General features: G+C 73.2%; 22 protein-coding genes and 1 pseudogene. 14 read left to right on the top strand and 9 right to left on the bottom strand.

Going from position 1 to position 24,071, the window contains the following annotated elements:
* Positions 1-90 precede the first annotated feature (90 nt).
* Positions 91-594 carry a glutathione peroxidase gene (locus ACT3SP_RS00660; RefSeq protein ID WP_444585300.1) on the bottom strand — a complete coding sequence of 168 codons (504 nt, stop codon included), beginning with the start codon at positions 592-594 and terminating at the stop codon, positions 91-93.
* Between the two features lie 117 nt (positions 595-711).
* On the opposite strand from ACT3SP_RS00660, the pseudogene ACT3SP_RS00655 reads away from it, so the two are divergent.
* Positions 712-2,037: pseudogene (locus ACT3SP_RS00655) on the top strand (DUF222 domain-containing protein); the annotation flags it as partial.
* A gap of 286 nt (positions 2,038-2,323) precedes the next feature.
* On the opposite strand, the gene ACT3SP_RS00650 reads toward ACT3SP_RS00655, so the two are convergent.
* On the bottom strand, positions 2,324-3,367 hold the full coding sequence (locus ACT3SP_RS00650; RefSeq protein ID WP_444585299.1) for an aminoglycoside phosphotransferase family protein: 1,044 nt from the start codon (positions 3,365-3,367) through the stop codon (positions 2,324-2,326).
* A complete protein-coding gene (locus ACT3SP_RS00645) occupies positions 3,364-4,989 on the bottom strand; it encodes a serine hydrolase domain-containing protein (RefSeq protein ID WP_444585298.1) in 1,626 nt (541 codons plus the stop codon). Before ACT3SP_RS00645 ends, ACT3SP_RS00650 begins: the two co-directional genes overlap by 4 nt.
* Before the next feature lie 170 nt (positions 4,990-5,159).
* Here ACT3SP_RS00645 and ACT3SP_RS00640 point away from each other — a divergent pair, with 170 nt between their 5' ends.
* Together ACT3SP_RS00640 and ACT3SP_RS00635 are read left to right on the top strand one after the other, a co-directional pair.
* On the top strand, positions 5,160-5,897 hold the full coding sequence (locus ACT3SP_RS00640) for a glutamine amidotransferase (RefSeq protein ID WP_444585297.1): 738 nt from the start codon (positions 5,160-5,162) through the stop codon (positions 5,895-5,897).
* 171 nt (positions 5,898-6,068) lie between these two features.
* Positions 6,069-6,953 carry a GH25 family lysozyme gene (locus tag ACT3SP_RS00635; protein ID WP_444585296.1) on the top strand — a complete coding sequence of 295 codons (885 nt, stop codon included), beginning with the start codon at positions 6,069-6,071 and terminating at the stop codon, positions 6,951-6,953.
* A 28-nt stretch (positions 6,954-6,981) separates the two neighbouring features.
* On the opposite strand, the gene ACT3SP_RS00630 is transcribed toward ACT3SP_RS00635, so the two are convergent.
* Positions 6,982-7,839, bottom strand: a complete 858-nt coding sequence (locus tag ACT3SP_RS00630) for a DsbA family protein (protein ID WP_444585295.1) — start codon at positions 7,837-7,839, stop codon at positions 6,982-6,984.
* A 168-nt stretch (positions 7,840-8,007) separates the two neighbouring features.
* On the opposite strand from ACT3SP_RS00630, the gene ACT3SP_RS00625 reads away from it, so the two are divergent.
* Together ACT3SP_RS00625 and ACT3SP_RS00620 are read left to right on the top strand one after the other, a co-directional pair.
* Positions 8,008-8,538, top strand: coding sequence for a GNAT family N-acetyltransferase (locus tag ACT3SP_RS00625; RefSeq protein ID WP_444585294.1), 531 nt, complete (start codon positions 8,008-8,010; stop codon positions 8,536-8,538).
* Between the two features lie 5 nt (positions 8,539-8,543).
* On the top strand, positions 8,544-9,287 hold the full coding sequence (locus ACT3SP_RS00620; RefSeq protein ID WP_444585293.1) for an AAA family ATPase: 744 nt from the start codon (positions 8,544-8,546) through the stop codon (positions 9,285-9,287).
* Positions 9,288-9,327: 40 nt separating this feature from the next.
* Here the strand turns inward: ACT3SP_RS00620 and pdxH are convergent, their stop codons facing one another.
* From pdxH to ACT3SP_RS00595, 5 genes are all read right to left on the bottom strand, one after another.
* Entirely contained in the window at positions 9,328-10,020 is a 693-nt protein-coding gene (gene pdxH, locus ACT3SP_RS00615) for a pyridoxamine 5'-phosphate oxidase (RefSeq protein ID WP_444585292.1), read from the bottom strand.
* Positions 10,021-10,146: 126 nt separating this feature from the next.
* Entirely contained in the window at positions 10,147-10,512 is a 366-nt protein-coding gene (locus ACT3SP_RS00610; protein WP_444585291.1) for a transcriptional regulator, read from the bottom strand.
* A complete protein-coding gene (locus ACT3SP_RS00605; protein ID WP_444585290.1) occupies positions 10,509-11,012 on the bottom strand; it encodes a hypothetical protein in 504 nt (167 codons plus the stop codon). Before ACT3SP_RS00605 ends, ACT3SP_RS00610 begins: the two co-directional genes overlap by 4 nt.
* 172 nt (positions 11,013-11,184) lie before the next feature.
* Complete coding sequence (locus ACT3SP_RS00600; RefSeq protein WP_444585289.1) at positions 11,185-11,493, bottom strand: hypothetical protein; 309 nt, start codon at positions 11,491-11,493, stop codon at positions 11,185-11,187.
* Positions 11,494-11,612: 119 nt separating this feature from the next.
* On the bottom strand, positions 11,613-12,158 hold the full coding sequence (locus ACT3SP_RS00595; protein WP_444585288.1) for a GNAT family N-acetyltransferase: 546 nt from the start codon (positions 12,156-12,158) through the stop codon (positions 11,613-11,615).
* A gap of 295 nt (positions 12,159-12,453) precedes the next feature.
* On the opposite strand from ACT3SP_RS00595, the gene ACT3SP_RS00590 reads away from it, so the two are divergent.
* The 9 genes from ACT3SP_RS00590 (at position 12,454) to ACT3SP_RS00550 (ending at position 24,033) form a co-directional block, all read left to right on the top strand.
* Positions 12,454-14,622 carry a glucose PTS transporter subunit IIA gene (locus ACT3SP_RS00590; protein ID WP_444585287.1) on the top strand — a complete coding sequence of 723 codons (2,169 nt, stop codon included), beginning with the start codon at positions 12,454-12,456 and terminating at the stop codon, positions 14,620-14,622.
* Between the two features lie 102 nt (positions 14,623-14,724).
* Positions 14,725-15,603: a PRD domain-containing protein gene (locus ACT3SP_RS00585; protein ID WP_444585286.1), complete on the top strand. Its 879-nt coding sequence runs from the start codon at positions 14,725-14,727 to the stop codon at positions 15,601-15,603.
* Positions 15,604-15,760: 157 nt separating this feature from the next.
* The gene (locus tag ACT3SP_RS00580) at positions 15,761-16,978 is read left to right on the top strand and encodes an acetyl-CoA C-acetyltransferase (RefSeq protein WP_444585285.1); all 1,218 of its coding nucleotides are present in this window, start codon (positions 15,761-15,763) and stop codon (positions 16,976-16,978) included.
* On the top strand, positions 16,978-18,348 hold the full coding sequence (locus ACT3SP_RS00575) for an acyl-CoA dehydrogenase family protein (protein ID WP_444585284.1): 1,371 nt from the start codon (positions 16,978-16,980) through the stop codon (positions 18,346-18,348). The genes ACT3SP_RS00580 and ACT3SP_RS00575 overlap by 1 nt, the downstream gene beginning before the upstream one ends.
* 184 nt (positions 18,349-18,532) lie before the next feature.
* Positions 18,533-18,997, top strand: a complete 465-nt coding sequence (locus ACT3SP_RS00570; RefSeq protein ID WP_444585283.1) for a DUF6973 domain-containing protein — start codon at positions 18,533-18,535, stop codon at positions 18,995-18,997.
* A 116-nt stretch (positions 18,998-19,113) separates the two neighbouring features.
* Complete coding sequence (locus ACT3SP_RS00565) at positions 19,114-19,464, top strand: hypothetical protein (RefSeq protein WP_444585282.1); 351 nt, start codon at positions 19,114-19,116, stop codon at positions 19,462-19,464.
* Positions 19,465-19,578: 114 nt separating this feature from the next.
* Positions 19,579-21,552 (top strand): M14 family zinc carboxypeptidase, encoded by a 1,974-nt coding sequence (locus ACT3SP_RS00560; RefSeq protein WP_444585281.1) that lies wholly within the window; start codon positions 19,579-19,581, stop codon positions 21,550-21,552.
* A gap of 158 nt (positions 21,553-21,710) precedes the next feature.
* Positions 21,711-22,847 carry a hypothetical protein gene (locus ACT3SP_RS00555; RefSeq protein WP_444585280.1) on the top strand — a complete coding sequence of 379 codons (1,137 nt, stop codon included), beginning with the start codon at positions 21,711-21,713 and terminating at the stop codon, positions 22,845-22,847.
* 70 nt (positions 22,848-22,917) lie between these two features.
* Positions 22,918-24,033 (top strand): hypothetical protein, encoded by a 1,116-nt coding sequence (locus tag ACT3SP_RS00550; protein WP_444585279.1) that lies wholly within the window; start codon positions 22,918-22,920, stop codon positions 24,031-24,033.
* Positions 24,034-24,071: the final 38 nt, after the last annotated feature.

Genomic DNA, 24,071 nt, shown 5'->3' with positions numbered 1-24,071 from the left:
AGTGAGCGCTGCGGGGGAGTGATCCTCGGGGCGCGAGCACCGGGCCGGTGCTCGCGCTGGGCCGGTGCGGACCCTGGACCGGCTGTGCCGTCAGGCGCGCTCGGCGAGCGCCGCCTCGATGTCCTCGGCGAGGTCGGCGGGCTCGACCTGCGGCGCCCAGCGGTGCAGCACCCGGCCCTCGGGGTCCAGCAGGAACTTCGCGAAGTTCCACTCGATGTCGCCCGACGCGATCTCGCCGCCCGGAGCGTCCGGGTGGGCGCCGGTCAGCCATCGGAACAGCGGATGCGCGCCCTCGCCGTTGACCTCGACCTTGGCGAACATCGGGAAGCCGACCCCGTAGTTGATCTCGCAGAACTCGGCGATCTCGGTCTCCGTCCCGGGTTCCTGGTGCATGAACTGGTCGCAGGGGAAGCCGAGCACTCTCAGGCCCTGGTCGCCGTAGCGCTCGTGGAGCGCCTGCAGTCCGGCGTACTGCGGGGTGAGCCCGCACTTGCTGGCGGTGTTGACCACGAGCACCACGGAGCCCAGGTGCTCGGAGAGCACCTGCTCCTGGCCCGTGATCGTGGTCGCGGAGAAGTCGGCGAGAGTCGTCATCGGTCCATTGTGCGCGCCGGGCCTGGGCGGGGGACGACCGTTCCTCCACAGAACCCCTCGATCCACATTCTGCGCCCTCCCCTTTTCTCGCCCGCTGCCTGGGGGAACGATGGAGACATGGCACGGACGGCGCAGTTCACGGACCCTGGGGGCGAGTTCGACCCCCAGGCGCTCCTGGCCGCGCTGCGCAGGGCGGGACCGGGCACCGTCGCCGCGGCGCTCGGCGATCTGGCTCATCTGCTGCAGGAGTTCGCGGTGGATCCTGGCCACGCCTTCGAGGTCGAGGGGCGCGAACGTCGGGACGCCGCGAACCTGCTGCGCAACCTGCAGGCCTGCCGCGCGACGCTCGACGCACTGGAGCCCTGTGCGGTGATCGCCCTGCGGGACCTCACCCGCCGCGACCGGACCGACGCCGCCCGGGACCGTGCGGCGCACGAGCGGTCCGCGGAGCCCTCCGCAGCGGCTCTGCGCGACGAGGCCGACGGCGTCACCGCGCACGACATCACGCTGATCACCCGCCGCTCCCCGCACATGGCCGGCCGAACCCTGGCCTCGGCGGAACGTCTCGTCGAGCTGATGCCGCGGATGATGGCCGCGCTGGCCGGCGGACGGATCGCGACCGACGCCGCCCACGCGATCTCCGACGCGGCCTCCGTACTGGACCCCGAGCTCGTCCGCGAGGTGGACCGCGTCCTCGGGGAGCGCCTGCCCCGGTACGACGGCAACGGGACCCGACGCTGGAAGGACACCGTCGCCGCGATCGCCCAGGAGCTCGACCCCGAGGGGACCGCGATGCGGCACCAGCGTGCTCGGCGGGACCGGCACGTGACGGTACGGCCCGGACAGCACGGCATGGCCACGCTGTCGGCGCGACTGCCCGCGATCGACGCGCGGTTGATCCACAAGCGTCTCTCGCTCGAGGCCGAGCGCCGCCGGGCCGCCGGGGCGCGAGAAGGGCACCAAGCGATCATGGCCGATGCCCTCGTCGACAAGGTCGTCGAGCGGGGGGTCGGGAAGAGCGCCCCGGTGACCCTCGACCTCGGCGTGATCATCACCGACAGGGCACTGTTCCGCCCCGACGTCGGCGATGCCGCGCACCTCGAGGGCTACGGGAACGTCCCCGTCGAGGCGGTGCGGGAGCAGCTGCGCGCCGCCCTGACGGAGCCGGAGGACCCGGCCGACGACCCCTTCGGGGCGGACGGGCCGGCGCTCCGTGTCGTCTTCCGTCGCCTCTACACGCATCCCACTGTCGATGAGCTGCAGGCGATGGACTCGACGGCCCGCGCCTTCCCGTCGGCCATGAAGAGATTCTTGAACCTTCGCGACACCTCGTGCCGCGGCCCCCACTGCAATGCTGCCGCGCGGCAGGCCGACCACATCGTCCCCGCCTCGCAGGGCGGGCCCACCAGCCTGGACAACGGCCAGGCCCTCTGCGCCCGCTGCAACACCAAGGAGCGGCTCGGCGAACGGGTCGAGCGGGTGCACGAGACCGAGATGGCCGGCCACGGCGTGCGGTGGATCGGCGAGGCGGGCGATGAGCGGATCACCACCCCGACCCCGTTGGTCGCCCTGACACCACCGAGCAGCCTGACACCACCCGCCACCTCGACACCGCCGGTCACTTCGACACCGTCGGTCACTTCGACACCGTCGGTCACTTCGACCGCGCCGTCGGGGCCGCGAGAGCGGGGAACGGAGGACTCGGCGGCAGGCGCGAAGACCCGACCGGTCACTCGACCCCGGCATCGGCGAGGCTCCGGGCCGCCTCCGCAGCGCCCGGCAGGACCCCGGCCTCCTGCACGCAGCGGGCCAGCATCCAGCGGCGCAGGCGGTCCCGGTCCAGCCCGGAGAGCTCAGCCATCCGATCGACGAAGGGACCGGGCGCAGCCTGCAGACGATCCGGATCGTTGAACATGTGCTGCAGCAGGTCGTAGTGCGGATCGCCCACATACGGCTTGGGGTCGATGAGCACCCATCGACCGCCCTGGCCGGCCAGGACGTTGCTCGGGTGGAGATCGGTCGCCAGCAGCACGTCCTCGCCGTCCCACTCCAGCGGCAGATCGCGGAACAGCTGCAGTCCGTGGGACACCAGGTCCTTCGGGAGCGGGGAGAGGTCGTCGTCGGCCCGCTGCTGCGCCTCGTCCGCCCACCACGAGCACATCTGGCTGAGGGGGCGGAAGGACGGGCGCGCGTCCTCGCCCGACGAGCTCGCGCCCGTCATGGCCACGGCATCAGTGCCCCCGAGCAGCTCCGTGGGCGGTGCCCACAGGCGCCGCGCCACCTCCACGATCACGACGTCGCGCTCTGGCCAGGTCAGGAGCTCGGCGAGAGGCGTGCCCGGGCGGACCCGCTCCAGCAGCAGCACCGAGGTCTCCCCGCGCCGCTCGCTGCGGTGGATCCGCGCCACTCCCCGCCCCTGCCAGGCGACCATCCCGGCGGCCTCGTCCCGGGCCTCGTCGTGCGCCCACGCGACCTTCAGCACCCGCTCGTCCCCGTCGGCCGAGCGCACCGGCGCCACCCACGCGCTCGAACCGCCCGGCTGGAAGGGGGCCTCGGCCCGCAGTTCCCACCGGTCGAGGATCTCGTCGACGACCTCGGGGAGCCGAGCGCGCCAGAGCGCGAGCCCCGGAGCGCTCCCGGACCGCAGGAGCTCCGGCACCGGGAACCCGGCGACCAGGGGTCCCGTGTGTCGTCCTCCGAGCTCCTGCCCGGAGGCATCCCGCGCGATCGGATCCAGCGCCTCCCCTGGACCGCCGTCCGAGGGTTCGCTCACGGCGCCCTCACCCGGTCCGGCATGATGAAGTCGGCGCTCGGCGTCCGCACCTGCCCCGTGACCACCAGGCCCGTGCAGCGCAGGGCGGCGTCCGCTCCTGAGCCCGACAGTCGGGCCAGGATCGGCTCGGCCCAGGTCCCGTAGCCGGAATCGCCCCAGGTCGACAGCTCGACCACAGGAAGGTCCGGAGCGATCGGGTCCGGCCGCACCCCGGTGACGGCCAGCTCGAGTGCCGTCGCCGCCGGGTCGGTGGCGGTCTCGTCCAGGGAGAAGAGCCGCCCGCCGAGCGCGACCAGCCGGGTCCTGCCCCACAGGGAGTCGTAGGTCCCCTCCACCAGTCCGGCGATGTCCGCGGCGGAGAGGTGGTGCCCGCCCGTCTCCGGCGCGTCGCTCCCTGCCTCCTCGGCGTCCGGCCCGGAGACGAGGTGCACGCCGTCCTGCTCCGCGAGCACCACCGGTCGCTCACGGCCGTCGGAGCCGCCGCCCTGGGCCCCCGCGCGCTCCCACTCGTCGGCCGTCGGCGCGGGCCGTCCCGCGGCCAGGGACAGCAGTCCCAGGATCCCGAGTGCGATCTCGGAGCTGGGAGCATCGACCGACGTGCCGATCACGCTCACGACCAGGCGTTCCGCCGGTGCGGCCCAGGTGCGGGACAGCCCGGTGGGGAATCCGCCGGAGTGTCCGATCACGGTGAAGCCGTGCAGCCGCCCCTCCTGGAGGCCCAGCCCGTACTGCCCGCCGTCGTGGAGCGTCCAGACCCGGCGCCGCATCTCGCGCAGGGATCCCGGCTCGAGCAGCGCGCCCTCGGTGAGCACCTGCCCGGCGAAGGTCGCGATCGCTCCGGCGGTGGCCCAGAAGCCGGTCGCCGCGGCGAGGGCGCCGGTGCTGATCTGCTCGACCACACGCCGCGGGCCGTGCAGCAGCGAGGTGTGGCCGTGGGCGAACCCGTCCGCGGCCTCCGGGCCCGGGGCGCCCGCCGGCAGGTCCGGGCCGAGCTCCTCGACCCCGACCGGCGCGAGCACCAGGTCGTGGACCGCCTCGGCGAAGTCCGTCCCCGTGGCCGCCTCGATCACGAGCCCCAGCACTCCGTAGCCGATGTTCGAGTACTGCAGGTGCAGCCCCGCCTCTGTCTTCACCGCCCCGGTGCGGGCGATCCCGAGCAGCTGCTCGCGGTCCGCGAAGGGGATCCCCAGGCGCCACCACCGGGAGTCGTCCGAGTCACGGCTCAGCCCCGCCGAGTGCGAGAGCAGGTCGCGCAGGGTCCTGTCCGCGACCGGGGAACCGGCGAGCTCGACCACGTGGTCGCCGACGGTGTCGTCCAGCCGCAGCAGCCCCTGGTCCTTCAGGCGCAGGACCGCCAGGGCCGTGAACATCTTCGAATGGGAGGCGATCCGCAGCCGGTGCGCGGTGCGCAGCGGGATGCCCGCGGGCTCGTCGGCCGCGCCGACGGCCACCTCGGCGACCAGCTCCCCGTCGTGCCAGATCGCGGCCTGGATCCCGGACTGGCGTCGCAGGTGCCGCACGGTCTCGAGCCATGCGGGGAGCACCGCGGCGACGTCCTCGACGGCGGAGCGCTCGATCCCCGGAGCCCGGGACGTGGAGGGGGCGGAGGTCGGGGCGGGCATCTCTTCTCCTCGAAGGACGTCGGGCACGGCTGGCCGTCGGGCACGGCTGGACGTCGGGCACGGCTGGCCGTCGGGCACGGCTGGACGCCGAGCACGGCTCGCGGACGGCGACGGGCACCGTCGCAGACTACGGGGCAGGGCCCGGGCGCGGAGGCCGTTAGCATGCATCCGTGAACCAGTTCGTGCAGATCGCCACCCGCCCCGAGGACGACGTCGCCCTCACCGAGCGCGAGGCCGTGCTCGACTTCACCGGACTGGGCGAGGACGAGCTGATCTGGGCACGGCTGGACCGCGACCCGTTCCCCGACCTGCCGCTCGAGGAGATCGCGGGCATCATCCTGTGCGGGAGCCCCTTCACCGTCTCGGACCCGGCCGAGGGCAAGTCCGCGGGGCAGCTGCGGGCCGAGGCGGAGATCGACAGGGTCCTGGATCGGGTGATCGCGCACGACATCCCCTTCCTCGGCGCGTGCTACGGCATCGGCACGCTCGGCACCCACCAGGGCGCCCGCATCGACCGCACCCATGGGGAGCCGCTCGGCGCCGTCGAGGTGACGCTGACCGCCGACGGGCGGGAGGACCCGCTGATCCGCGAGGCGGGCCTGCCGGAGACCTTCACCGGCCTGGTGGGCCACAAGGAGGCGGTGCACACGCTCCCCGCGCACGCCACCCACCTCGCTTCCGGTCGCACCTGCCCGGTGCAGATGTTCCGCATCGGCACCCGGCAGTACGCGACCCAGTTCCACCCCGAGCTGGACGTCCCCTCGATCATCGAGCGCGCCCGCGCCTACCGCGAGCACGGCTACTTCTCCCCGGACGAGATGGAGGACGTCTTCGCCGCGCTGCGCGACGAGAGCGCCGACGAGGCGCCGCGCCTGCTGCGCGCCTTCGCCACCCTGTTCTCGCGCTGACCTGCAGGGGCGCCGCGCTGACCTGCGGCTGCACTGCGGCTCCCGCCCGCCCGGGCGGGATCCGGCGCACTCGACCGGCGCCGCCGGCCCGCAGCGGGGCTCCCGGGCGGATCGTCCCGTACCGGCACGTCATCCCACCTCTGCGCCGTCGGCTCCGGTAGCGTCCGCCCCGTGCCCCGATTCACCCCTGAGCAGGTCCGGAGACGCCAGATCGTCGCGGGCGCGCTCGCCCTCGTGCTCCTGCTGCTGATCGGCGGGTGCACGGCAGCGGTCATCAGCGCCCTGCGCGGTGGCGACGACGTCGAGGCGCAGACCCAGCCCGAGCCCTTCCGGGCCGACGACGCGGCCATGGACATCGAGGGCACCCCGGCGGACGCTCCGGCGCTCGAGAACCTGCCCGAGGGCGTGGACCTCACGCCCGACGAGGCCATGGGGCTGGACGTCTCCAGCCATCAGGGCGATATCGATTGGAGCCAGGTCGCCGCCGACGGGTACTCCTTCGCCTACATCAAGGCCACCGAGGGCGCGGGCTTCATCGACTCCCACTTCCAGGAGAACTGGGAGGGGGCCCTCGGCGCCGGGGTCACCCCCGGCGCCTACCACTACTTCACGCTCTGCTCCTCGGGCGCGGAGCAGGCCGCGGACTTCCTCGCCGCCGCCCCGCCCGTCGACTCCGCCCTGCCCCCGGCGCTCGACCTCGAGTTCGACGGCGCCTGCGACGAGCTGCCGGAGGAGGCGGAGGTCCAGACCGAGATCGATGCGTTCACGGCGGCGGTCGAGGAGGCGTGGGGCCGACGCCTGGTCGTCTACTCCTCCTCCGAGTGGCGCGAGCACTACGGACTGCCCGTCACCGACGGCCGCCCCGACTGGCTGTTCTCCGCGGGGGAGCGCCCCGCCCAGGAGGACTGGGTGGTGTGGCAGCTCCGCTTCGACGGCACCGTCTCCGGGATCTCCGGCGGGGTCGACATCGACGTCATCCGGCTCGAGCTGCTGCGCGACCATGCCGCGATCCCCGAGGGCGAGGGCGCGATCGAGCACCCGGTGGGCGAGGACTGAGCCGCCCCGTACGGCGCGCGCACCGATCTCACGCAGCCTCGATCGCGGCCTTCACCGATCCGTGGGTGCCGAGGTCCCCGGTGAACTGCTCCCCATCGATGAACACCGCCGGGGTGCCCTCGCTCCTCGCCAGCGCCTCGGGCTCCACGACCTCCTGGATCCAGGTGTGGTACGCGCCCTCCGCCAGGCAGTCGGCGATGTCGAGACCGGTCGCCTCGTCGACTGCATGGATGAGCTCGTGGTCGGAGAGTCCCTCGTCGCCCGGCTGGTTCTCGAACAGCGCCTGCTCCGCGGGGAACCACTTCTCACGGTTCTCCGCGTAGGCGCAGACGGCGGCGTGCGCCGCACGGCCCGAGTACCCGGGCGGGTCCGAGGTGTCGTCGAGCAGGGGGCGCGGGTGCACCCGCAGCGTGATCTCGCTGCGCAGGGCGAGCTCGATCACCCCGTCGCTCTGGAGACGCTGGAAGTCCTTGCACGGCGGGCAGAGGAAGTCGCGGTACACGTCCACGACTGGGCCGTCCTCGCTCTCGCTCAGCTGCAGGTACGCCTCGCCCTCGCCGACCCCGGGCGGCAGGACCAGGTCGCCGGGTGGGGGATCCGTCGTCCCTGCGGGGTCCGACGTCTCTGCGGGGCCCGTCGATTCCGCGGGGTCCGTCGATTCCGCGGGGTCCGTCGTCTCCGGTGCGTCGGTGCCAGGATCTGCGGTCCCCTCCTCCGAGGTGGCCGAGGCCTCGGCCGTGGCCGAGCCGTTCGAGGCCCCGTCGCCCTCGGCGCGGAGGAGCAGCCCGGCGAGCCCCGCGACGACCACCACGACCACCATGACGAGGCAGGTCAGCGCGGCACAGGCGCCGACGATCAGCGGGGAGCGGGATCGGGGTGCGTTCACGGGACCACCTCGGGCTCGACGGCGGGCTGGGCACGGAGCCGGGCCCGGCCCTCGGGCCACCGAGCATACCGGCGGCACGACGCCGCGGTCCGGCCCGCTGGCGATCCTCCCGGTGCCCCGGGATCGAGCCTCTCGTCGTCCGTCGCTCCCGGCAGGCATCCTGGAGTCATGACCACCGAGGACGACGCCGCCCCGCAGTCCTGGCCCACCCGCGCCGAGCAGCCGCAGGACTCTCCGGCGCTGCGCGAGCTGCTGCTGGCCGCCTTCCCCACCGCGGAGGAGGCCGATCTCGTCGACGCCCTGCGCGCCGATCCCGCTGCGTGGATCGACGGACTCTCGACGGTGGCCCTGGACGGAGAGCGGATCGTCTCCCATGCCCTGCTGACCAGGGCGAGCGTCGACGGCGAGCCGGTGCTCGCCCTCGCCCCCTGCGCGACGCTGCCCGGCCATCAGCGGCGCGGGGCCGGCAGCGCGGCGATCCGGGCGGGGCTCGCAGCGGCCAGAGCCCGCGGGGAGAACGTGGTGGTCGTGCTCGGCCACCCCGGGTACTACCCTCGCTTCGGCTTCACGCCCGCCTCCGGTGCCGGGATCACCGCACCGTTCGAGGCGCCCGACGACGCCTTCCTCGCCCTGGCCCTGGATCCCGGCCGGCCGGTCCCGCGCGGGCGCATCGCCTATCCGGCCGCCTTCGGGGTGTGAGCCCGGTGCCCGCCGAGCCGGTCGACGGCCCGCTGCAGGTCCACGCCCCGCTGCTGCCGCTGCGCGCCGTGTGGGAGCACCACCTCGCCCCGGTCGATCCGAACGCCTGGCCCGCGACCCTCGCCCCGGTGCAGCAGGTGCTCCGCGAGGGCCTCGAGCTGGGCCCGGTGACTGTGCTGACCGGGGACAACGGTGCGGGGAAGTCGACCCTGGTGGAGGCGATCGCCGGAGCCTACGGACTGAACCCGGAGGGCGGCGGCACCGGAGCGATGCATTCCACGCGCCTCACCGAGTCACCGCTCGCCGAGCATCTGCAGCTGGTGCGCGGCGCGGGAGCGGCGAAGTCCGGCTTCTTCCTGCGCGCGGAGACGATGCACTCCCTGTTCACCTACTACGAGGAGATCGGGGTGGGCGGGATGATGCACGAGCGCAGCCACGGCGAGTCCTTCCTCGAGATCGTCTCCGAGCGCTCCCGCATCCGCGGCCTCTGGCTGCTGGACGAGCCCGAGTCGGCGCTGTCGCTGCCGGGATGCCTCGCCCTGCTGGGCCTGCTGCAGGACCTCGTCGCGGCCGGGTCCCAGATCATCCTGTCCACCCACTCGCCGGTGCTCGCGGCGCTGCCGGCGGCGGACCTCTACGAGCTGGGGGAGTGGGGACTGCGGCGCACCGGGTACGACGAGCTCACGCTGGTGCGCACCTGGCGCAGCTTCCTCGACGCGCCGCAGCGGTTCCTGCGGCACCTGGGCTGAGCTCGCCCACGGACCGGACCGGGACTGATCGCGCCGCAGCTCAGGGCTGCAGTCGATGCCGCTGCCAGGCCACGTCCGCCGTTCCTGCCGTGCGCGAGTAGCGGATCCGGTCATGGAAGCGGTTCTCGCGGCCCTGCCAGAACTCGAGCCGCTCCGGCCGCAGGCGCAGCCCGCCCCAGAACTCCGGGCGGGGCACCGGACCGCCGTCGAACCGGTCCTCCGCCTCGGCGTACCGCGCGTCCATCGCCTCGCGCGAGGCGATCTCGCGAGACTGGTGGGAGGCCCAGGCACCCAGCTGGGCGCCTCGCGGGCGCCGCGCCCAGTAGGCGTCGGACTCCGCCGTGCTCGCCTCCTCGACCGTGCCCTCGATGCGCACCTGCCGCTGCAGCGGATACCAGGGCAGCAGCAGAGCGGCCCGGGGCGCGGCACGCAGCTCGCGGGCCTTGGCCGAGTCCAGGTTCGTGTAGACCACGAAGCCGTCGGCGTCGTGGCCCTTGAGCAGCACCGTGCGCGAGCGCGGCCGCGGGGTGCCGTCGGTATCGAGGTCCACGGTCGCGAGCACCACGGCCGACGGGTCCGGCAGGTCGTCGTGGCTGTCGCGGCGGGCGAAGGCCTCCGAGAGCCAGATGTCGAACAGGGCCAGCGGATCGGCCGGGGCGTCGTCCGGCAACGAGCCGGCGAGGTAGTCGGTGCGCTCCCCGGCGAGGTCGTGGGAGGCGGAGCGTTCGGTCATGGCCGCGATCCTAGAGCCATCCGAGCCCGGACGGTCCCGCTCTGGCCGGCCCCGCGGGCGGCCGACGGGACGGCGCGCTGCGCGCGCCTGCTCGGCATCCACCGAGGTGCTCAGACACCGAGGGGCTCAGGCACCGAGGAGCGGATCACCCTCGGCGATGGCACGCAGAGCGGCGAGATGCGAGGTCACAGCGGACCGACCAGTCTCGGTCAGCGCGACCCAGGTGAGTCTCCGGGCGTCGTTCCGACGCGGGGAGTACTCCTTGCGCAGGGACACGAGATCGGCGTCGGCGAGCAGCTTGAGGTTCTTCGAGAGGTTCGCGTCCTTGAGCAGCAGGACGTCACGCAGCACCGCGAACTCGACCTCGTCGGCAGGGCGGAGCACGCCGCAGATCCGCAGCCGCACGGGGGAGTGGATCAGCTCGTGGAACGCCGGGACGGGAGCGTCGGGGGCGCCGGGGCGGTCGCCCGGGCTGCGGGTGCTCTCGGTCATCGGTGCGTGTCCGGGCGAGTGATCTCGGCGCGCAGCACCGCGTCGTAGCGGCGGCCCAGCAGCACGGTGGCCGCGAAGCCGGCAGCAGTCGGCAGCGCTCCCCACCACGGGGACAGCGATGTGGTGGTCAGCAGCACCGCCAGGGCCAGGATCGCGCCGATCACCACGAGGGACAGCAGCAGCGCGCGACGGCTGCGCCGGCTCGCAGGGCGCGATATCAGGACTCTCCACGTGGTGGTGTACGCGGTCAGCATGAAGGGCATCCAGATCACGACCAGCGGGATCACGGCGGCGGGGGAGAGCCCCAGGACGCTGAGCGAGGAGATGGCCAGCGCTGTGACCGCCCCGAGCGCCACGTGGTACCACCACGGCGTGACGATGCGTGCGGCGAGCTGCGAGGCGTCGACGTCGAGGGCATCGAGCGCCGCGCGAGCCTCGGCGACCGTGGGCCCGCCGGAGGCGCTGCGGACGGTGTCGCTCTCCCGCGGGTCGCTGTCCATGGCGGAGACCCTAGGAGTGACTTCACGGGTCGTCAAGTGATGTCGGAGCGGCGGCCGCTGACCGTCGGGCGATCACCGTCGGGCGATCACCGTCGGGCGAACACCGTCGGGCGATCACCGGCGGGGGCGTCGGCGGGGCGCGGTCGCTCCGCACGCGGATCGCAGGCGCCTCTCAGGCGGTGGCGAGCCGGCCGCCGGCGTGCCCGCGGCGACGATGGGCGCCGGCCTGCCGGCGCAGGGAGGCGAGCAGGCCGTGGCCTCGCGGTCGTCGCGGTGCCGCGGGGGCGCGGTGCGCTCCGGTGGTCGCGACCGCGATCTCCAGGGTGCTGGGATCGAGGCCGCGGGCGGCGGCGCGGGCCTTCTCGGCGCGCTGGGCCTGGAGCGCCTCGAGGTCTCCCCACTCCGCGGGGAGCGGGCGGTAGTCGATGAGCTGATCGGCGGTGGCTCGGGTGCGGCTGGTGGCGATGGTCGCGTCTCTCATGACTCCACTGTCGGCGCGGCGGGGGTGCCGGCGCGTCCACCGGGAAGCGCGAGCAGGTCCGCCCTCGGGGGGATCCTCGGGACCGGGCCCTCGCCCCCGGGTCGCAGGCGCGTCGCGGGTCAGCGCACCATGCGGAGGTCGGGGAGATCCGGCCACCGCTCGTCCGTGTGACGGGCTCCGTCGGCGACGAAGCCCAGCTTCTCGTAGAAGCGTCGGGCGCGGGGGTTGTCCTCGGCGACCCACAGGCTCGCGGGCGCCTCGCCGAGCAGCGACTCGACCAGGGCGCGCCCCAGGCCGGAGCCGAACCAGGCCTCGTCGACGTACAGGGTCGACAGCTCGCGCTCCCGCACCGGCTCCGGATCGCGCGGAGGCCAGGAGGCGGCGAGGCCGACGGGGGCACCGTCCGGGTCCCGGCCGATCCGGAACTCGCCCTCGTCGGCCGCCCGGTTCCCGGGGGTCAGCCAGGCGGTCCAGTGCTCGATGCGGCGTCGGATCGCCGGCTGTCCGAACCACTGCTCGCCTGCGAGCGCGTGTCCGTAGGCCACCTCCCAGCCGCGCACGTGGAGGCGGGCCAGGGCCGGGACGTCCGCGAGGGTCGGGGTGTCGATCGTGAAGCAGCGGCCGGTGTCGGTGCCGGGGTCGCTGCGGGGGGTGGAGCCGGTCATGGTCCGATTCTGCCAGCGCGGGGCCGGGGCGCAACCTGGGCGCGACCAGGTCGGTGCGCCGCCGGGACCGCGGTCGACCTTGCGTCCGGGCGGAAGCCTGCTATGGTCCTCTCCGAACCATCGAGTTCATCGGTTTGTCATCCCCCGCCCGGAGCGGGGGAGCAAGACCTGGGCCCCGTGCCGTGCGCTTCCGCGCACCCTCGGGACCCGGGTCTTTTTTGTTGCCCGCGAGCACGTCGTCGTCGCCCGCGGGCGCACCGCACGTCCCCCATCCCCGGAAGACCACGAGGCCCCCATGAACACCACCTCCGACAGGAGCACGTCGATCGCCGAGGACATCCTCCGCGGCGTCGGCGGCCCCGAGAACGTCGAGAGCCTGACCCACTGCGCGACCCGGCTGCGCTTCCAGCTGCACGACGGCGAGAAGGTCGACCGCGAGGGCCTGGACGCCCTCTCCGGCGTCATGGGCACCGTCCCGCAGTCCGGCGACCGGTTCCAGATCGTCATCGGCGGCGCGGTCGCCGGGGTCCACTCCCAGATCATGAACCTGCCCGCGATGGCCGACGACGGCGCGCCCCGCCCGCAGACCGACGCCGAGGTCAAGGCGGCCATCCGCGCGAAGAGCCGGGGGAGGTTCGCCTGGCTCGACAGCTTCTTCGAGTACCTCTCGGACTCCTTCCGGCCGCTGATGGGCGTGCTGCTGGGCGCCTCGCTGATCATCGCCATCGCCTCCGTGCTGGACGCCCTGGGCATGGTCGACTTCCGCGCCGAGGACAAGTCCGCGACCTGGGTGTTCGTCGACGCCATGTGGCGCTCGGTGCTGTACTTCCTGCCGATCATGGTCGCGTTCAACGCGGCACGGAAGCTGCAGATCGACGGCTGGGTCGGGGCGGCCGTGATGGCCGCGGTGATGACCCCGGACTACATCGGCCTGCTCGACGGCAGCACCCCCGGCGTCACCTGCACCACCAACGAGCTGCTCGGCACCGAGCAGTGCATCGCCCAGGTGTTCGGCCTGCCCATGCAGCTGAACGACTACGGCGGCCAGGTGTTCGTGCCGCTGCTGATGGTCGCCCTGCTGGCCCTGGTCTACAAGGGCCTGCAGAAGGTCTTCCCCGCCAACGTGCAGCTGGTGTTCGTCCCCTTCCTCGCGATGCTGGTGATGATCCCCGTCACCGCCTTCCTCATCGGCCCGCTGGGCATCTGGGCCGGCAACGGCCTCGGCTCGGGCCTGGCCTGGCTGAACGGCAACGCCCCGCTCGTCTTCGCGATCCTGATCCCGCTGCTGTACCCCTTCCTGGTGCCGCTGGGCCTGCACTGGCCGCTGAACGCGCTGATGCTCCAGAACATCAACGCCCTGGGCTACGACTTCATCCAGGGCCCCATGGGCGCGTGGAACTTCGCCTGCTTCGGCGCCACCGCCGGCGTGCTGCTGCTCTCCATCCGCCACCGCGAGGCCGAGATGCGCCAGACCGCCACCGGCGCGCTCGCCGCCGGTCTGTTCGGCGGCATCTCCGAGCCCTCGCTCTACGGCATCCACCTGCGCTTCAAGCGCATCTATCCGCGCATGCTGGTGGGCTGCCTCGCGGGCGGCCTGGTGGTCGGCCTGCTCGGCGGCGTCGACACGAGCGTCTTCGCCTTCACCTCGCTGCTGACCATCCCCGTCTTCGACCCGATGCTCACCTACGTCATCGCGATCGTCGTGGCCTTCGTGATCGCGATGGTCCTGGTCTTCGTCTCCGACTACCGCACCCCCGAGCAGCGGGCCGAGGCCAACGCCGCGCGCGACGCCGCCGAGGCCGCCACCGCGGAGACTGTCGCTGCGGAGACTGCTGCTGCTGGGACCGCCACCGGCGAGACCGCCGCCGCGGCTGCTCCTGCCGAGGAGCGCGAGCTCGCGACCGTCGGCGCCCCCGCCGCGGCCGGTGATGCCGCCGAGACGGCCGACGCAGCCGGGGCCCCCGGCGTCGATCGCGCCGGCACGGGCGCTGCCTCCACCCCCGGAGCCGATGACATCGTCATCGCCTCTCCCGTGGCGGGACGCCTGGTCCAGCTCGACGACGTCTCCGACCCCGTGTTCGCCTCCCGCGCCCTCGGCCAGGGCGTGGGGATCGTGCCGGCCGACGGGCGGATCCTCGCCCCCGCCGACGGCGTGCTGGCCACGGTCGCGAAGACCGGGCACGCCTTCGGGCTGCTGGCCGACGGCGGCGCCGAGGTGCTCGTCCACGTCGGCATCGACACCGTGAAGATGGACGGCGAGGGCTTCGACGTCCGGGTCGAGCAGGGGCAGTCGGTGCGCCGCGGCGACCTGCTGGCCGTGGTCGATCTCGACGCGGTCCGCGCCGCCGGGTACGAGACGGTCACCCTGCTGACCGTCCCCAACACCGCGACCTTCGCCGCGGTCGAGCCCGCCCCCTCGGCGGAGGTCGTCGGCGGGGACACGGCGGTCGTCGTCCGGCGCTGAGCCCCGGCCCGCGGTGCGCGTACCCTCCTTCGCAGAGGGGCGCGCGCCGCGGACCGGCCGATCTCCCTCGACGACGAGGGAGGACAGGAGGGAGCGGCACCGATGAAAGTGCTCCGGGTGCTCAACAACAACGTCGTGCTCTCCCGCGACGACTCCGGCCAGGGCGTGATCCTCACCGGTCGCGGCATCGGCTTCCGCGCCCAGGTGGGCCAGGAGGTCGACCCCGCGCGGATCGTGCAGGTCTTCGTCCCGGCCGACGGACGCGATCCCGATCACCTCGCCGAGACCTTCGCGATGATCGACCAGGAGGTGCTGCGCGCCGTCGTGATCGCGCTGCGCGAGACGGGGATCGAGGGCCGCGAATCGGCCCGCCCGACCCTCGCGATCGCCGTGGCCGACCACGTCTCGGGCGCCCTCGAGCGGCTCCGCGGCGGGATCGACATCGAGTACCCGCTGCGCGCCGAGGTGCAGACGCTGTACGGCGAGGAGTACGACAGGGCCCGCGCGCTGCTGAGGGAGATCAACCGCCTCGTCGATCCGGAGCTGCCCGAGCACGAGGCCACCGCCCTCGCGCTGCACCTGGTCAACGCCGGATTTGCGACCGGTGACCTGTCCTTCACGTACACCATGACCGGCGTCATCCAGCAGATGCTGACGATCGTGGGGGAGCGCTTCGGGATCACCCTGGAGCGCCGGTCGATGGCCGCCGCCCGCTTCATCACCCACGTGCGCTACATGTTCGTGCGCATCCAGCAGCACCGGCAGCTGGCGGGGGAGCAGTCCGTGATCAGCACCACCATCCGGCAGAGCTACCCGGAGGCGACCCGCACCGCCGAGCAGCTCGCGGTGATCGTCCGCCTGCGGATGGGCGAGGACCTCACCCACGACGAGATCGCCTATCTCGCCCTGCACGTCGCGCGGATGACGACGGAGGTCGGGGCCGCGGAGGTGCTGCAGAAGGACGGGAGCAGGACGATCTGACGGTGCCCGGGTGAGGGTCGGGGACTTCCCACGAGGTATCTGCAACCCGTAGTATCACTAACGTGCCCGCCCGGGCGGCTCCACGCCGCCCCGTGCACGTCCGCGGACAGCGCCCGACAGCGCCCGCCCGAAGACACCGTCGTCCCAGGAGGTCCCCGTGCCCGAAGTCGTCATCGTCGCCACCGCCCGCTCCCCGATCGGCCGCGCCCGCAAGGGCTCGCTGAAGGACGTCCGCCCCGACGAGCTCGCCGGCCAGATGATCCGTGCGGCGCTCGATCAGGTGCCGCAGCTCGACCCGGCCACGATCGACGACCTCCAGCTGGGCTGCGCGATCCCCGAGGGCTACCAGGGCGGGAACCTCGCCCGCACCGTCGCGGTCCGGCTCGGGCTCGACACCGTTCCCGGCGCGACCGTCACCCGCTTCTGCGCCTCCTCGATCGAGACCACCCGCTCCGCCTTCCACGCCATCGCCACCGGCGAGGCGCGCGCCGTGATCTCCGCCGGCGTCGAGTCGATCTCGATGAGCAGCGGCAAGCTCATGGAGGAGGACGCCCGCGACCCCCGCTTCCGCGAGGCCTGGGAGCGCACCGAGAAGCGTGCCACCCGCGAGATCCCCGCCCCCTGGCACGATCCGCGCGAGGACGGCGAGCTGCCCGACGCCTACATCGCCATGGGCCAGACCGCCGAGAACGTCGCCGAGCTGCGCGGGGTCTCCCGCGCCGCCCAGGACGAGTACGCGGTGCGCTCGCAGAACCGCGCCGAGGCCGCGAAGGCCGCCGGCTTCTTCGACCGTGACATCACCCCGGTCACCCTCCTCGACGGCACCGTGGTCGACGCCGACGACTCTCCCCGCGCAGGCGTCACCCTCGAGGCCGCCGCCGGTCTGGACCCGGTCTTCCGCCCCGAGGGCACCGTCACCGCCGGCAACTGCTGCCCCCTCAACGACGGCGCCGCCGCCCTGGTGCTCATGGAGGCGGACTACGCGAAGGAGCTGGGTATCACCCCGCTCGCGCGAGTGATCGCCACCGGAGTCTCCGGTCTCAGCCCCGAGATCATGGGCCTCGGCCCCGTCGAGGCCACTCGGAAGGCGCTCGCGCTCGCCGGCCTCACCATCGAGGACATCGACCTCGTCGAGTTCAACGAGGCCTTCGCCGCGCAGGTGCTGCCGGCCGCCGAGGACCTCGGCATCGACCACGACAAGCTCAACGTCCACGGCGGGGCGATCGCGCTCGGCCACCCCTGGGGCTCGACCGGCGCCCGCATGACCACCACCCTGCTCAACGGCCTCGCCGAGCGCGAGGGCCGCTACGGCCTGGCGACGCTGTGCGTCGGCGGCGGGCAGGGCATGGCCCTCATCGTCGAGAGGATCAACTGATGACCAGCAACGACATCCACAGCAGCACGGACACCCGGACCAGCAGCTCCTGGGACGCCCCGGCGCCGGGGCACGTCTCCCTCGGCGGCAGCGTCGACCGCAGCGATGAGGACCTGCGCGCCTCGGTCGTCACCGACCGGGCCGTGGTCTCCGCGCCCGCGTCGTCGGCCGCGACCCCTGCCGAGCTGCTGCCCGCCGCCGCTGACCACTTCGCTCTGTTCCAGGACGTCGCGGGAGAGGACCTGCAGGCCTGGACCGATGCCCGCTCCCTCGCCGACGAGGTGCTGCCGCGGATCAACGACTGGTGGGACCGGGGCGAGTACCCGATCGAGCTCATCGCCCGCCTGGGCGAGCTCGACCTGCTCACCGACGGTCTCGACGTCCCCGGCCACCGCACCCTCTCCCCGCTCGCCACGGGCCTGGTGAACATGGAGCTCTCGCGGATCGACGGGAGCGTGGGCACCATGGTCGGCGTGCAGGGCGGCCTCGCGCTGCGCTCGATCATGCTGCTGGGCTCCGAGGAGCAGAAGCAGCGCTGGGCCGAGCCGCTCGCGCGGGGGACCGAGCACGCCGCCTTCGCCCTCACCGAGCCGGACCACGGCTCCGACTCCGTGTCGCTGGAGACCGTGGCCCGCCGCGACGGGGACGGCTGGGTGCTCAGCGGCGAGAAGCGCTGGATCGGCAACGGGGTCGGCTGCCACCTGAGCGTCGTGTGGGCGCGCGTCGACGATCCTGCCGACGAGGCGCTGCACGGCCAGGTCAGCGGCTTCCTCGTGGACCAGTCCCTGCCCGGCTACGAGGCCGAGGTGATCCGCGGCAAGGTCGCCCTGCGCGCCATCCACCAGGCTCACATCACCCTCACCGACGTGCGCGTGCCGCTGGATGCGCGCCTGCCCGGCGCCCGTTCCTTCAAGGACACCTCGAGAGTCCTCTTCGCGACCCGCGCGGGCGTCGCCTGGGGTGCGCTCGGGCACGCCACCGCCTGCTACGAGGCGGCGCTCGAGCACGCTCAGAAGCGCATCCAGTTCGGCAGGCCGCTGGCCAAGGCCCAGCACGTCCAGGTGCGCCTGGCGAGCATGCTGCAGAGCCTCACCTCGATGCAGCTGTTCTGCCTGCGGCTCGCCGAGCTCGAGGCCGCCGGGACGATCCGGCCCGAGCAGGCCTCGCTCGCCAAGGTGCACAACACCCGCGCCGCCCGCGAGATCGCCTCCGACGCCCGGGACCTGCTGGGCGGCTCGGGGATCCTGCTCGAGAACCGCGTGGTGCGCCACCGCAGCGACATCGAGGCGCTGCACACCTACGAGGGCACCGACACGATGCAGTCGCTGATCGTCGGCCGGTCGATCACGGGGACCAGCGCGTTCGCGTGAGCGACTGCGTCCGGTCCAGGGGAGGCGTTGGGGAGAACTAGAGCTCCCCATCGCCTCCCCTGTGAGCACGGGCCAGCATCGGTGTCGAGCAGCGGGGTCGCTGCGTGCGCGCCTTGACGCGTGGACGGACAACGATCACGCAGGTCGTCGGCGATCTCGCTCCACAGGTGATGGGCGAGTCGCCATGGCGGGGAGAGGATGCCGAGCGGTTTCGTGGCACCTGGCAGAGCACCATCCTGCCGGAGGTGGACCGGATCCCCACCCGGGCGAAGCTCCGTTCAATGACGACCACGCCGACGCGTTCCGACATGCCTACCTCAACGCGCTCCAATCGCGCTCTTTCGGAGATGACTGGGCCACCGGCTACTGGACCGCGCATGAGCGGATCCCGAACAACGACCCGGCCCGTGAGGCGATGGATCTGCACGACAACGAGGTCGGACGAAGGATCGCGGCGGAGAATCCCGGTGTATCGGACGCGGAGCTCGGGGACCTCGTCGAGCAGGCGGTGGCCGACGGTGAGATGGTCGTCATCGATCAGGATGGTGGCCTGGTGCCGTCGAACTCGATCACCCCGGAGCAGGCAGGGCACCCGGATCCTGATGCCGCGCCGATGCCGGGCCACCCGCAGGAGAGGCAGACCAGCTGATGCGACGGACGGACGTCAGGGCGAGTACTTTGACGCGCCGAGCGACGCTCCTGCTCGCCATGAGCATGGTGTCCGGATGCGGTCTCACACAACCTGCGGAAGAAGGAGACGATGTCGTGGAGCTGACCTCGGGAAAGATCATCGACGACGCGATCGGCGAGCTCTGGGAGGGCGGCGGTGAGCGCGCGCTCGCCGACGTGGCCGAGGTCGACTTCGACGAGCTGATGGTGTTCCCGGAGACGACTCCCGCCGAGCGCGTCAACGAAGCGGCCGGTGGGAAGCTGCTGAACGGGAAGTACTATCAGTCCTCCGCCCAGCTGTTCCTCTTCCGGTCGGGAGGGGTCGGCGTCCTCGCCTCGATGGTCTCCTCCGACGTGTTCGAGCACGAGGTGCACAACGCGACCTTCGGCCCCGCGGTGCGGATCGTCGCCCCGGGTGACCAGCAGCTCATCACCCTCGACGACTGATCGGGCCCGAGCAGGCCCCGCTCGTCACGGTGCACACCACCCGTCGGCAGGGGCGTCGCACGGGCCCCGAGGATCCCCCGGAACCCCGCGCGCCGCCGGCGGCGCCGTGCCACGATGGCGAGCGACACCGCCGTCGACCCGGGAGTCTCCCTGATGTCCCTGCGCACCCGTCCGATGCACGTCGTCGTCCTGCTGGCGGTGTGGGGACTCATCGCGCTCTCGCCCCTGACCGCCACGGCCCGGGCCCTGGACCCGCCCACGCCGAACACGACCCCGGGCTACGGCGTCCCGACGGCGGGTCTGACCTCGTACGAGGATATGGTCGCCGAGCTCACGGAGCTCCGGGATCAGCACGGCGTGCAGCTGCGGCAGGCGGGCGAGTCCCACGAGGGGCGCGGCGTGTGGCTCGCCGGCGTCGGGCACGGGCCGCGGACGGTCCTGGTCGTCGCCCAACAGCACGGCAACGAGCCGCACGGGAGCGAGGCGGCGCTGGATTACCTGCACACCCTCGCGACGCGCGACAGCCCGGAGATGCGGAGGATCCGCGAGGAGATGACGATCTGGGTGATGCCACGGGCCAACCCCGACGGTGCGGCGCACAACTGGCGGCAGAACCACGACCCCGAGTGCGACGTCGACATCCGGGAGTGCACGCCGGGGCAGGGCATCGACCCCAATCGCTGGCACGACCCGACCGTGCCGACCGCCGAGGTGCCGGTGCCGGAGACGGCGGCGGTGCGGGACGTCGTCGCCGAGGTGGCCCCCGAGCTGGTGCTGGACCTGCACGGGCAGCTCAGCTACGTCGATGACGAGGGTGCGCCGATCACGGCCAGCGTCGCGTGGCCGGTGATCGCCCCGGAGGACCTCACGCCCGAGCGTGAGGCTGCGGTCGACTACGCCAAGCGGGTGTCGGTGCTGATGGCCGAGTCGGTGGACTCGGCGCCGCGCGGCGTGGCCTCGCAGTACCCGCTGGGCGACGGGTCGCTCGTGACGGCGCGCAACGCCTATGGCTGGGAGGGGGTCGCGACGGTGCTCTTCGAGCAGCGCTCCGACGGCGGCACCCGGGACCTGCGGCCGCGGGTGAAGGAGGCCTATGACGCCTTGATGAGCGTGACGAGGTCGGTGGCCGATGGGTCGGTGCACCAGGTCGATCCGGTGCTGGCCGACGCGATCCCCGAGCGGGGGCTGCAGGTGGGGCCCGAGCGTCCGCTGCTGCCGAACAGGTGCCCGCAGAGTCGCGGCGAGCCGGGCAGCGGCGAGGTGCTGGAGGTCGAGGAGAGCGTCTATGATCTGGTCACCGATCATGCGGAGCGCATCGTGCCCGAGGGCAGTGAGGACTACGACCGGCCGACGACGGCACAGGCGTGCGATCTGGGCACCGCCTTCGGGCTGCTCGAGAAGGGTGAGGTCGAGCAGGCGGCCGATCTGGTCGCGCCCTACGGCTACAGCGTGCTGCGCCTCCACGATCCGGAGACCGGGCGGGGGCACCTCGTCCTGGCCGAGGACGTCGAGGGCAGCGGGGCCTACCCCCGAGGGTGGGGCCTGTTCGTCCACTCGCCGGAGGCGACGTCGGACACCACGGTGATCGCGTCCTATCCGGTGTCGGCCACCTTCTCCGAGCGGTTGGCCGCACAGCTCCACGACCGTGACGACGCACAGAACCTGCTGGTCGCCGGCGCGCATCGCGCCGCGAACCGCGCGGACGGGGACACCTACGAGCCGGCCAATCCGACCACCGCCGCCGAGAGCGCACTGCGCAGGGTGGGGCTCGAGGCGGTGGACCGCGGCGAGGTCTCCCTGCAGACCCTCGGCGCCACCCGCGACGGCCGCGAGGTGGCGCTGACCTCCGGGACCGTCCCGCCGACGGAGGTCGCACGGAGCGTCGATCGGGGCCTGGAGGCAGAGGGGTACCCGACCTGTCTGTATGCCGACGGCACCTGCGAGGACCTGGGCTCCACCGGGAACCTGCTCGCCCAGGATGCTCGGGCCGCGGGGGCGGAGCCGCTGGTCCTCTCTCCGTCCTACGGCATCCGGGGGACGTTCGCCGAACGGGAGGAGCTGGCGGTGACGCTGGCCGCTCTCGCCTGACGGGCGCGGGACGGGCCCTGCGTCCTTCCCCGATACGCTCGGAGTGGACACACGAGGCGACGGCGGGACGAGGGAGCACCAGCGTGAGGGACCGGATCGATCCGAGGTGCCCGTCCGCGGGTCGTGGCCGTGCCGGTGTCGGTGTCAGCCGTCGCCAGGTGCTTCTCGTCGGCCCGCTCGGCGCCCTCGGCGCGCTGGCGACGGCCGGGTGCTCGGACGGCTCCGGACCGGAGGAGGCGTTCGACGGGCTGGGCGCGGTCCCCGTGCAGGTCCGGGCCGGCTCCCTGCTCGAGATGCAGCCGCCCGACGGGGCGCGGACCGTCCTCGCGGCCACGGACAGCATCCGGCTGGAGAGCAACGGCACGGCCGAGTCCTTCACCGCAGGAGAGCTCCGGCGCATGACCGGCCGCGATTCGTCCGACGGCACCCCGGGCGACGAGCCCGTCCCCGCCCCGGAGGGGCAGCGCTATCTCGTGGTCCAGCTCGAGCGGGAGGCCGGGATCTCCGCGGTGCCCGAGCCGCCGACGACGGAGCGGGACGAGGACGCCGAGCAGGCCGAGGACCCGGCGGGGACCATCCTCGGCATCGTCCTGCGGGACCCCGACGGCGCCCCCGCGGAGTCCGAGGTAGCTCTCGAGGAGGGCACCTCGCAGCTGCTGATGCTCGTGCCGGCCGATCCCGGACCGGAGGACGCGGTCCTCGAGGTCGTCACCGGCGGCGCTCGGCAGCGCCTCAGCCTCGTCGACGGCTCCCTCCTGCACACCGACGTGCCCCACGCGTACGACCGCTGGGGCAGGGTCGCGGCGCTCGGCAGCGAGTCCGACCGGTACGCCTCGGAGCGCCGGGACGCCGGCCGCGGGGAGGTCGACGAGCTGAGACTCGGGCTCGGGGCACTCCTCACCACGGCCTACCGGTGGGGCAGCGGATGGGCACCCGCCGGGACGCACTACCTCGTCGTCCACGGGACGGTCGCGCAGACCGTCGAGAAGGGGGAGGAGAGCGTCGCCCACGAGGCGGGCGAGCTCGGAACGGCGACCCTCACGCTGCCGGACGGCACCGTGCTCGACGCGATCGAGACCACGCCCTGGGAGCGTCCCGAGGCAGAGCCGGGGTCTGAGCCGGAGCCGGGGCCTGGCCGACGGATCTGGAGAGCATGGTTCGAGATCCCCACGGACCTCCCGGCTGCGACGGTGCACCTCGTCGCCCGGCCGTCGGAGCGCCGCCCGGGCCTGGCCGAAGAATTCGGCGACAGCGTCGGGATCGAGGTCGACCTCCAGTTCGAGATCGGCGACTGAGCCGGTGGCGCGAGGAGAGAGGGCCGAGGTGGGGGGCCGGATCGTGGGCCGTGGTCGCGCCGGTGCCGGCGTGAGCCGTCGTCGTGCGCTGCTCGCCGGGCCGCTCGGGGTCCTCGCCGTGCTGACCGCGGCCGGCTGCTCCGGGAGAGCCCGCCCGGGGGCGGAGTTCGACGGGCTGGGCACCGTCCCCGAGGAGGTCCACAGCGGGTCCCTCCTCACGCTGGATCCGGTCGAGGGGGCGCAGGTCCTCCTGACGACCACCGACAGCATCCGACTCGGGAGCGTCGGAGCGGCCGAGTCCTTCACCGCGGGGGAGCTCGGGGCGATGGTGAGCGGTCGCGGGCAGGCCACCGACACCCCGAGCGATCACCCCGTCCCGGCCCCCGAGGGTCAGCGCTATCTCGTCGTCGAGCTCCTCCGGGACGGCGGCGGCGCGGCCCCCTCGCCTGCCCCGCCGTCGGAGGACCCCGAGGGATCGACCCACAGCATGATCGTGAGCGGCCCCGACGGCGGGACCACGGAGACGGAGGTCGACCTCGTCGCAGGCAGCACGCAGTTCCTGATGCTCGTCCCGGTCGATCCCGGCCCTGAGGGCGCGGTCCTCGAGGTCGTCACCGACGGCGCGACCCAGCGCCTCAGCCTCGTGGACGGCTCCCTCCTGCACACCGACGTGCCCCACGCCTACGACCGTCAGCGAGGGGTGGCGGCGCACGGGGAGATCACGGACCTGTTCACCGCGGAGCGGCGCGACGCCGGCGGCGGTGCGGTCGTCGGCCTGTCCCTGGCCCTCGAGAATCCCGCGACCGCCGCCTATCGGTGGGGCGGCGGATGGGCGCCCGCCGGGTCGCACTTCCTCTCCGTCGACGCGGACATCGCGCAGTGGGTCGAACCCGCGGAGAGCGGGGAGGGGCTCGCCCACGAGGCGGGCGAGCTCGGATCGGCGACCCTCACGCTGCCCGACGGCACCGTGATCGAGCCCGTCGAACTCGGGCCCCGGGACGGGCCCCCCGGGGAGCCCGGGCCGGAGGGCCAGGTCTGGAGAGCATGGTTCGAGATCCCGACGGACCTCGCGGCCGCGACGCTGCGTGGGGTCGCTCGACCGTCGGAAAGCCGCGCGGGCCTGATCGAGGCCTTCGCCGACAGCGTGGCCCTCGAGGCCGCCCTCGAGTTCGGGGCCGACGAGTGAGCCGGTGAGCAGGGCACCGAGAACCGCCCTCGATCGCT

This window comes from Brachybacterium sp. AOP43-C2-M15 (assembly GCF_052446295.1).
Classification (GTDB): domain Bacteria; phylum Actinomycetota; class Actinomycetes; order Actinomycetales; family Dermabacteraceae; genus Brachybacterium.
Note: the sequence above shows the minus strand (reverse complement) of the source record. Positions and strands in the feature narration are given on the sequence as shown.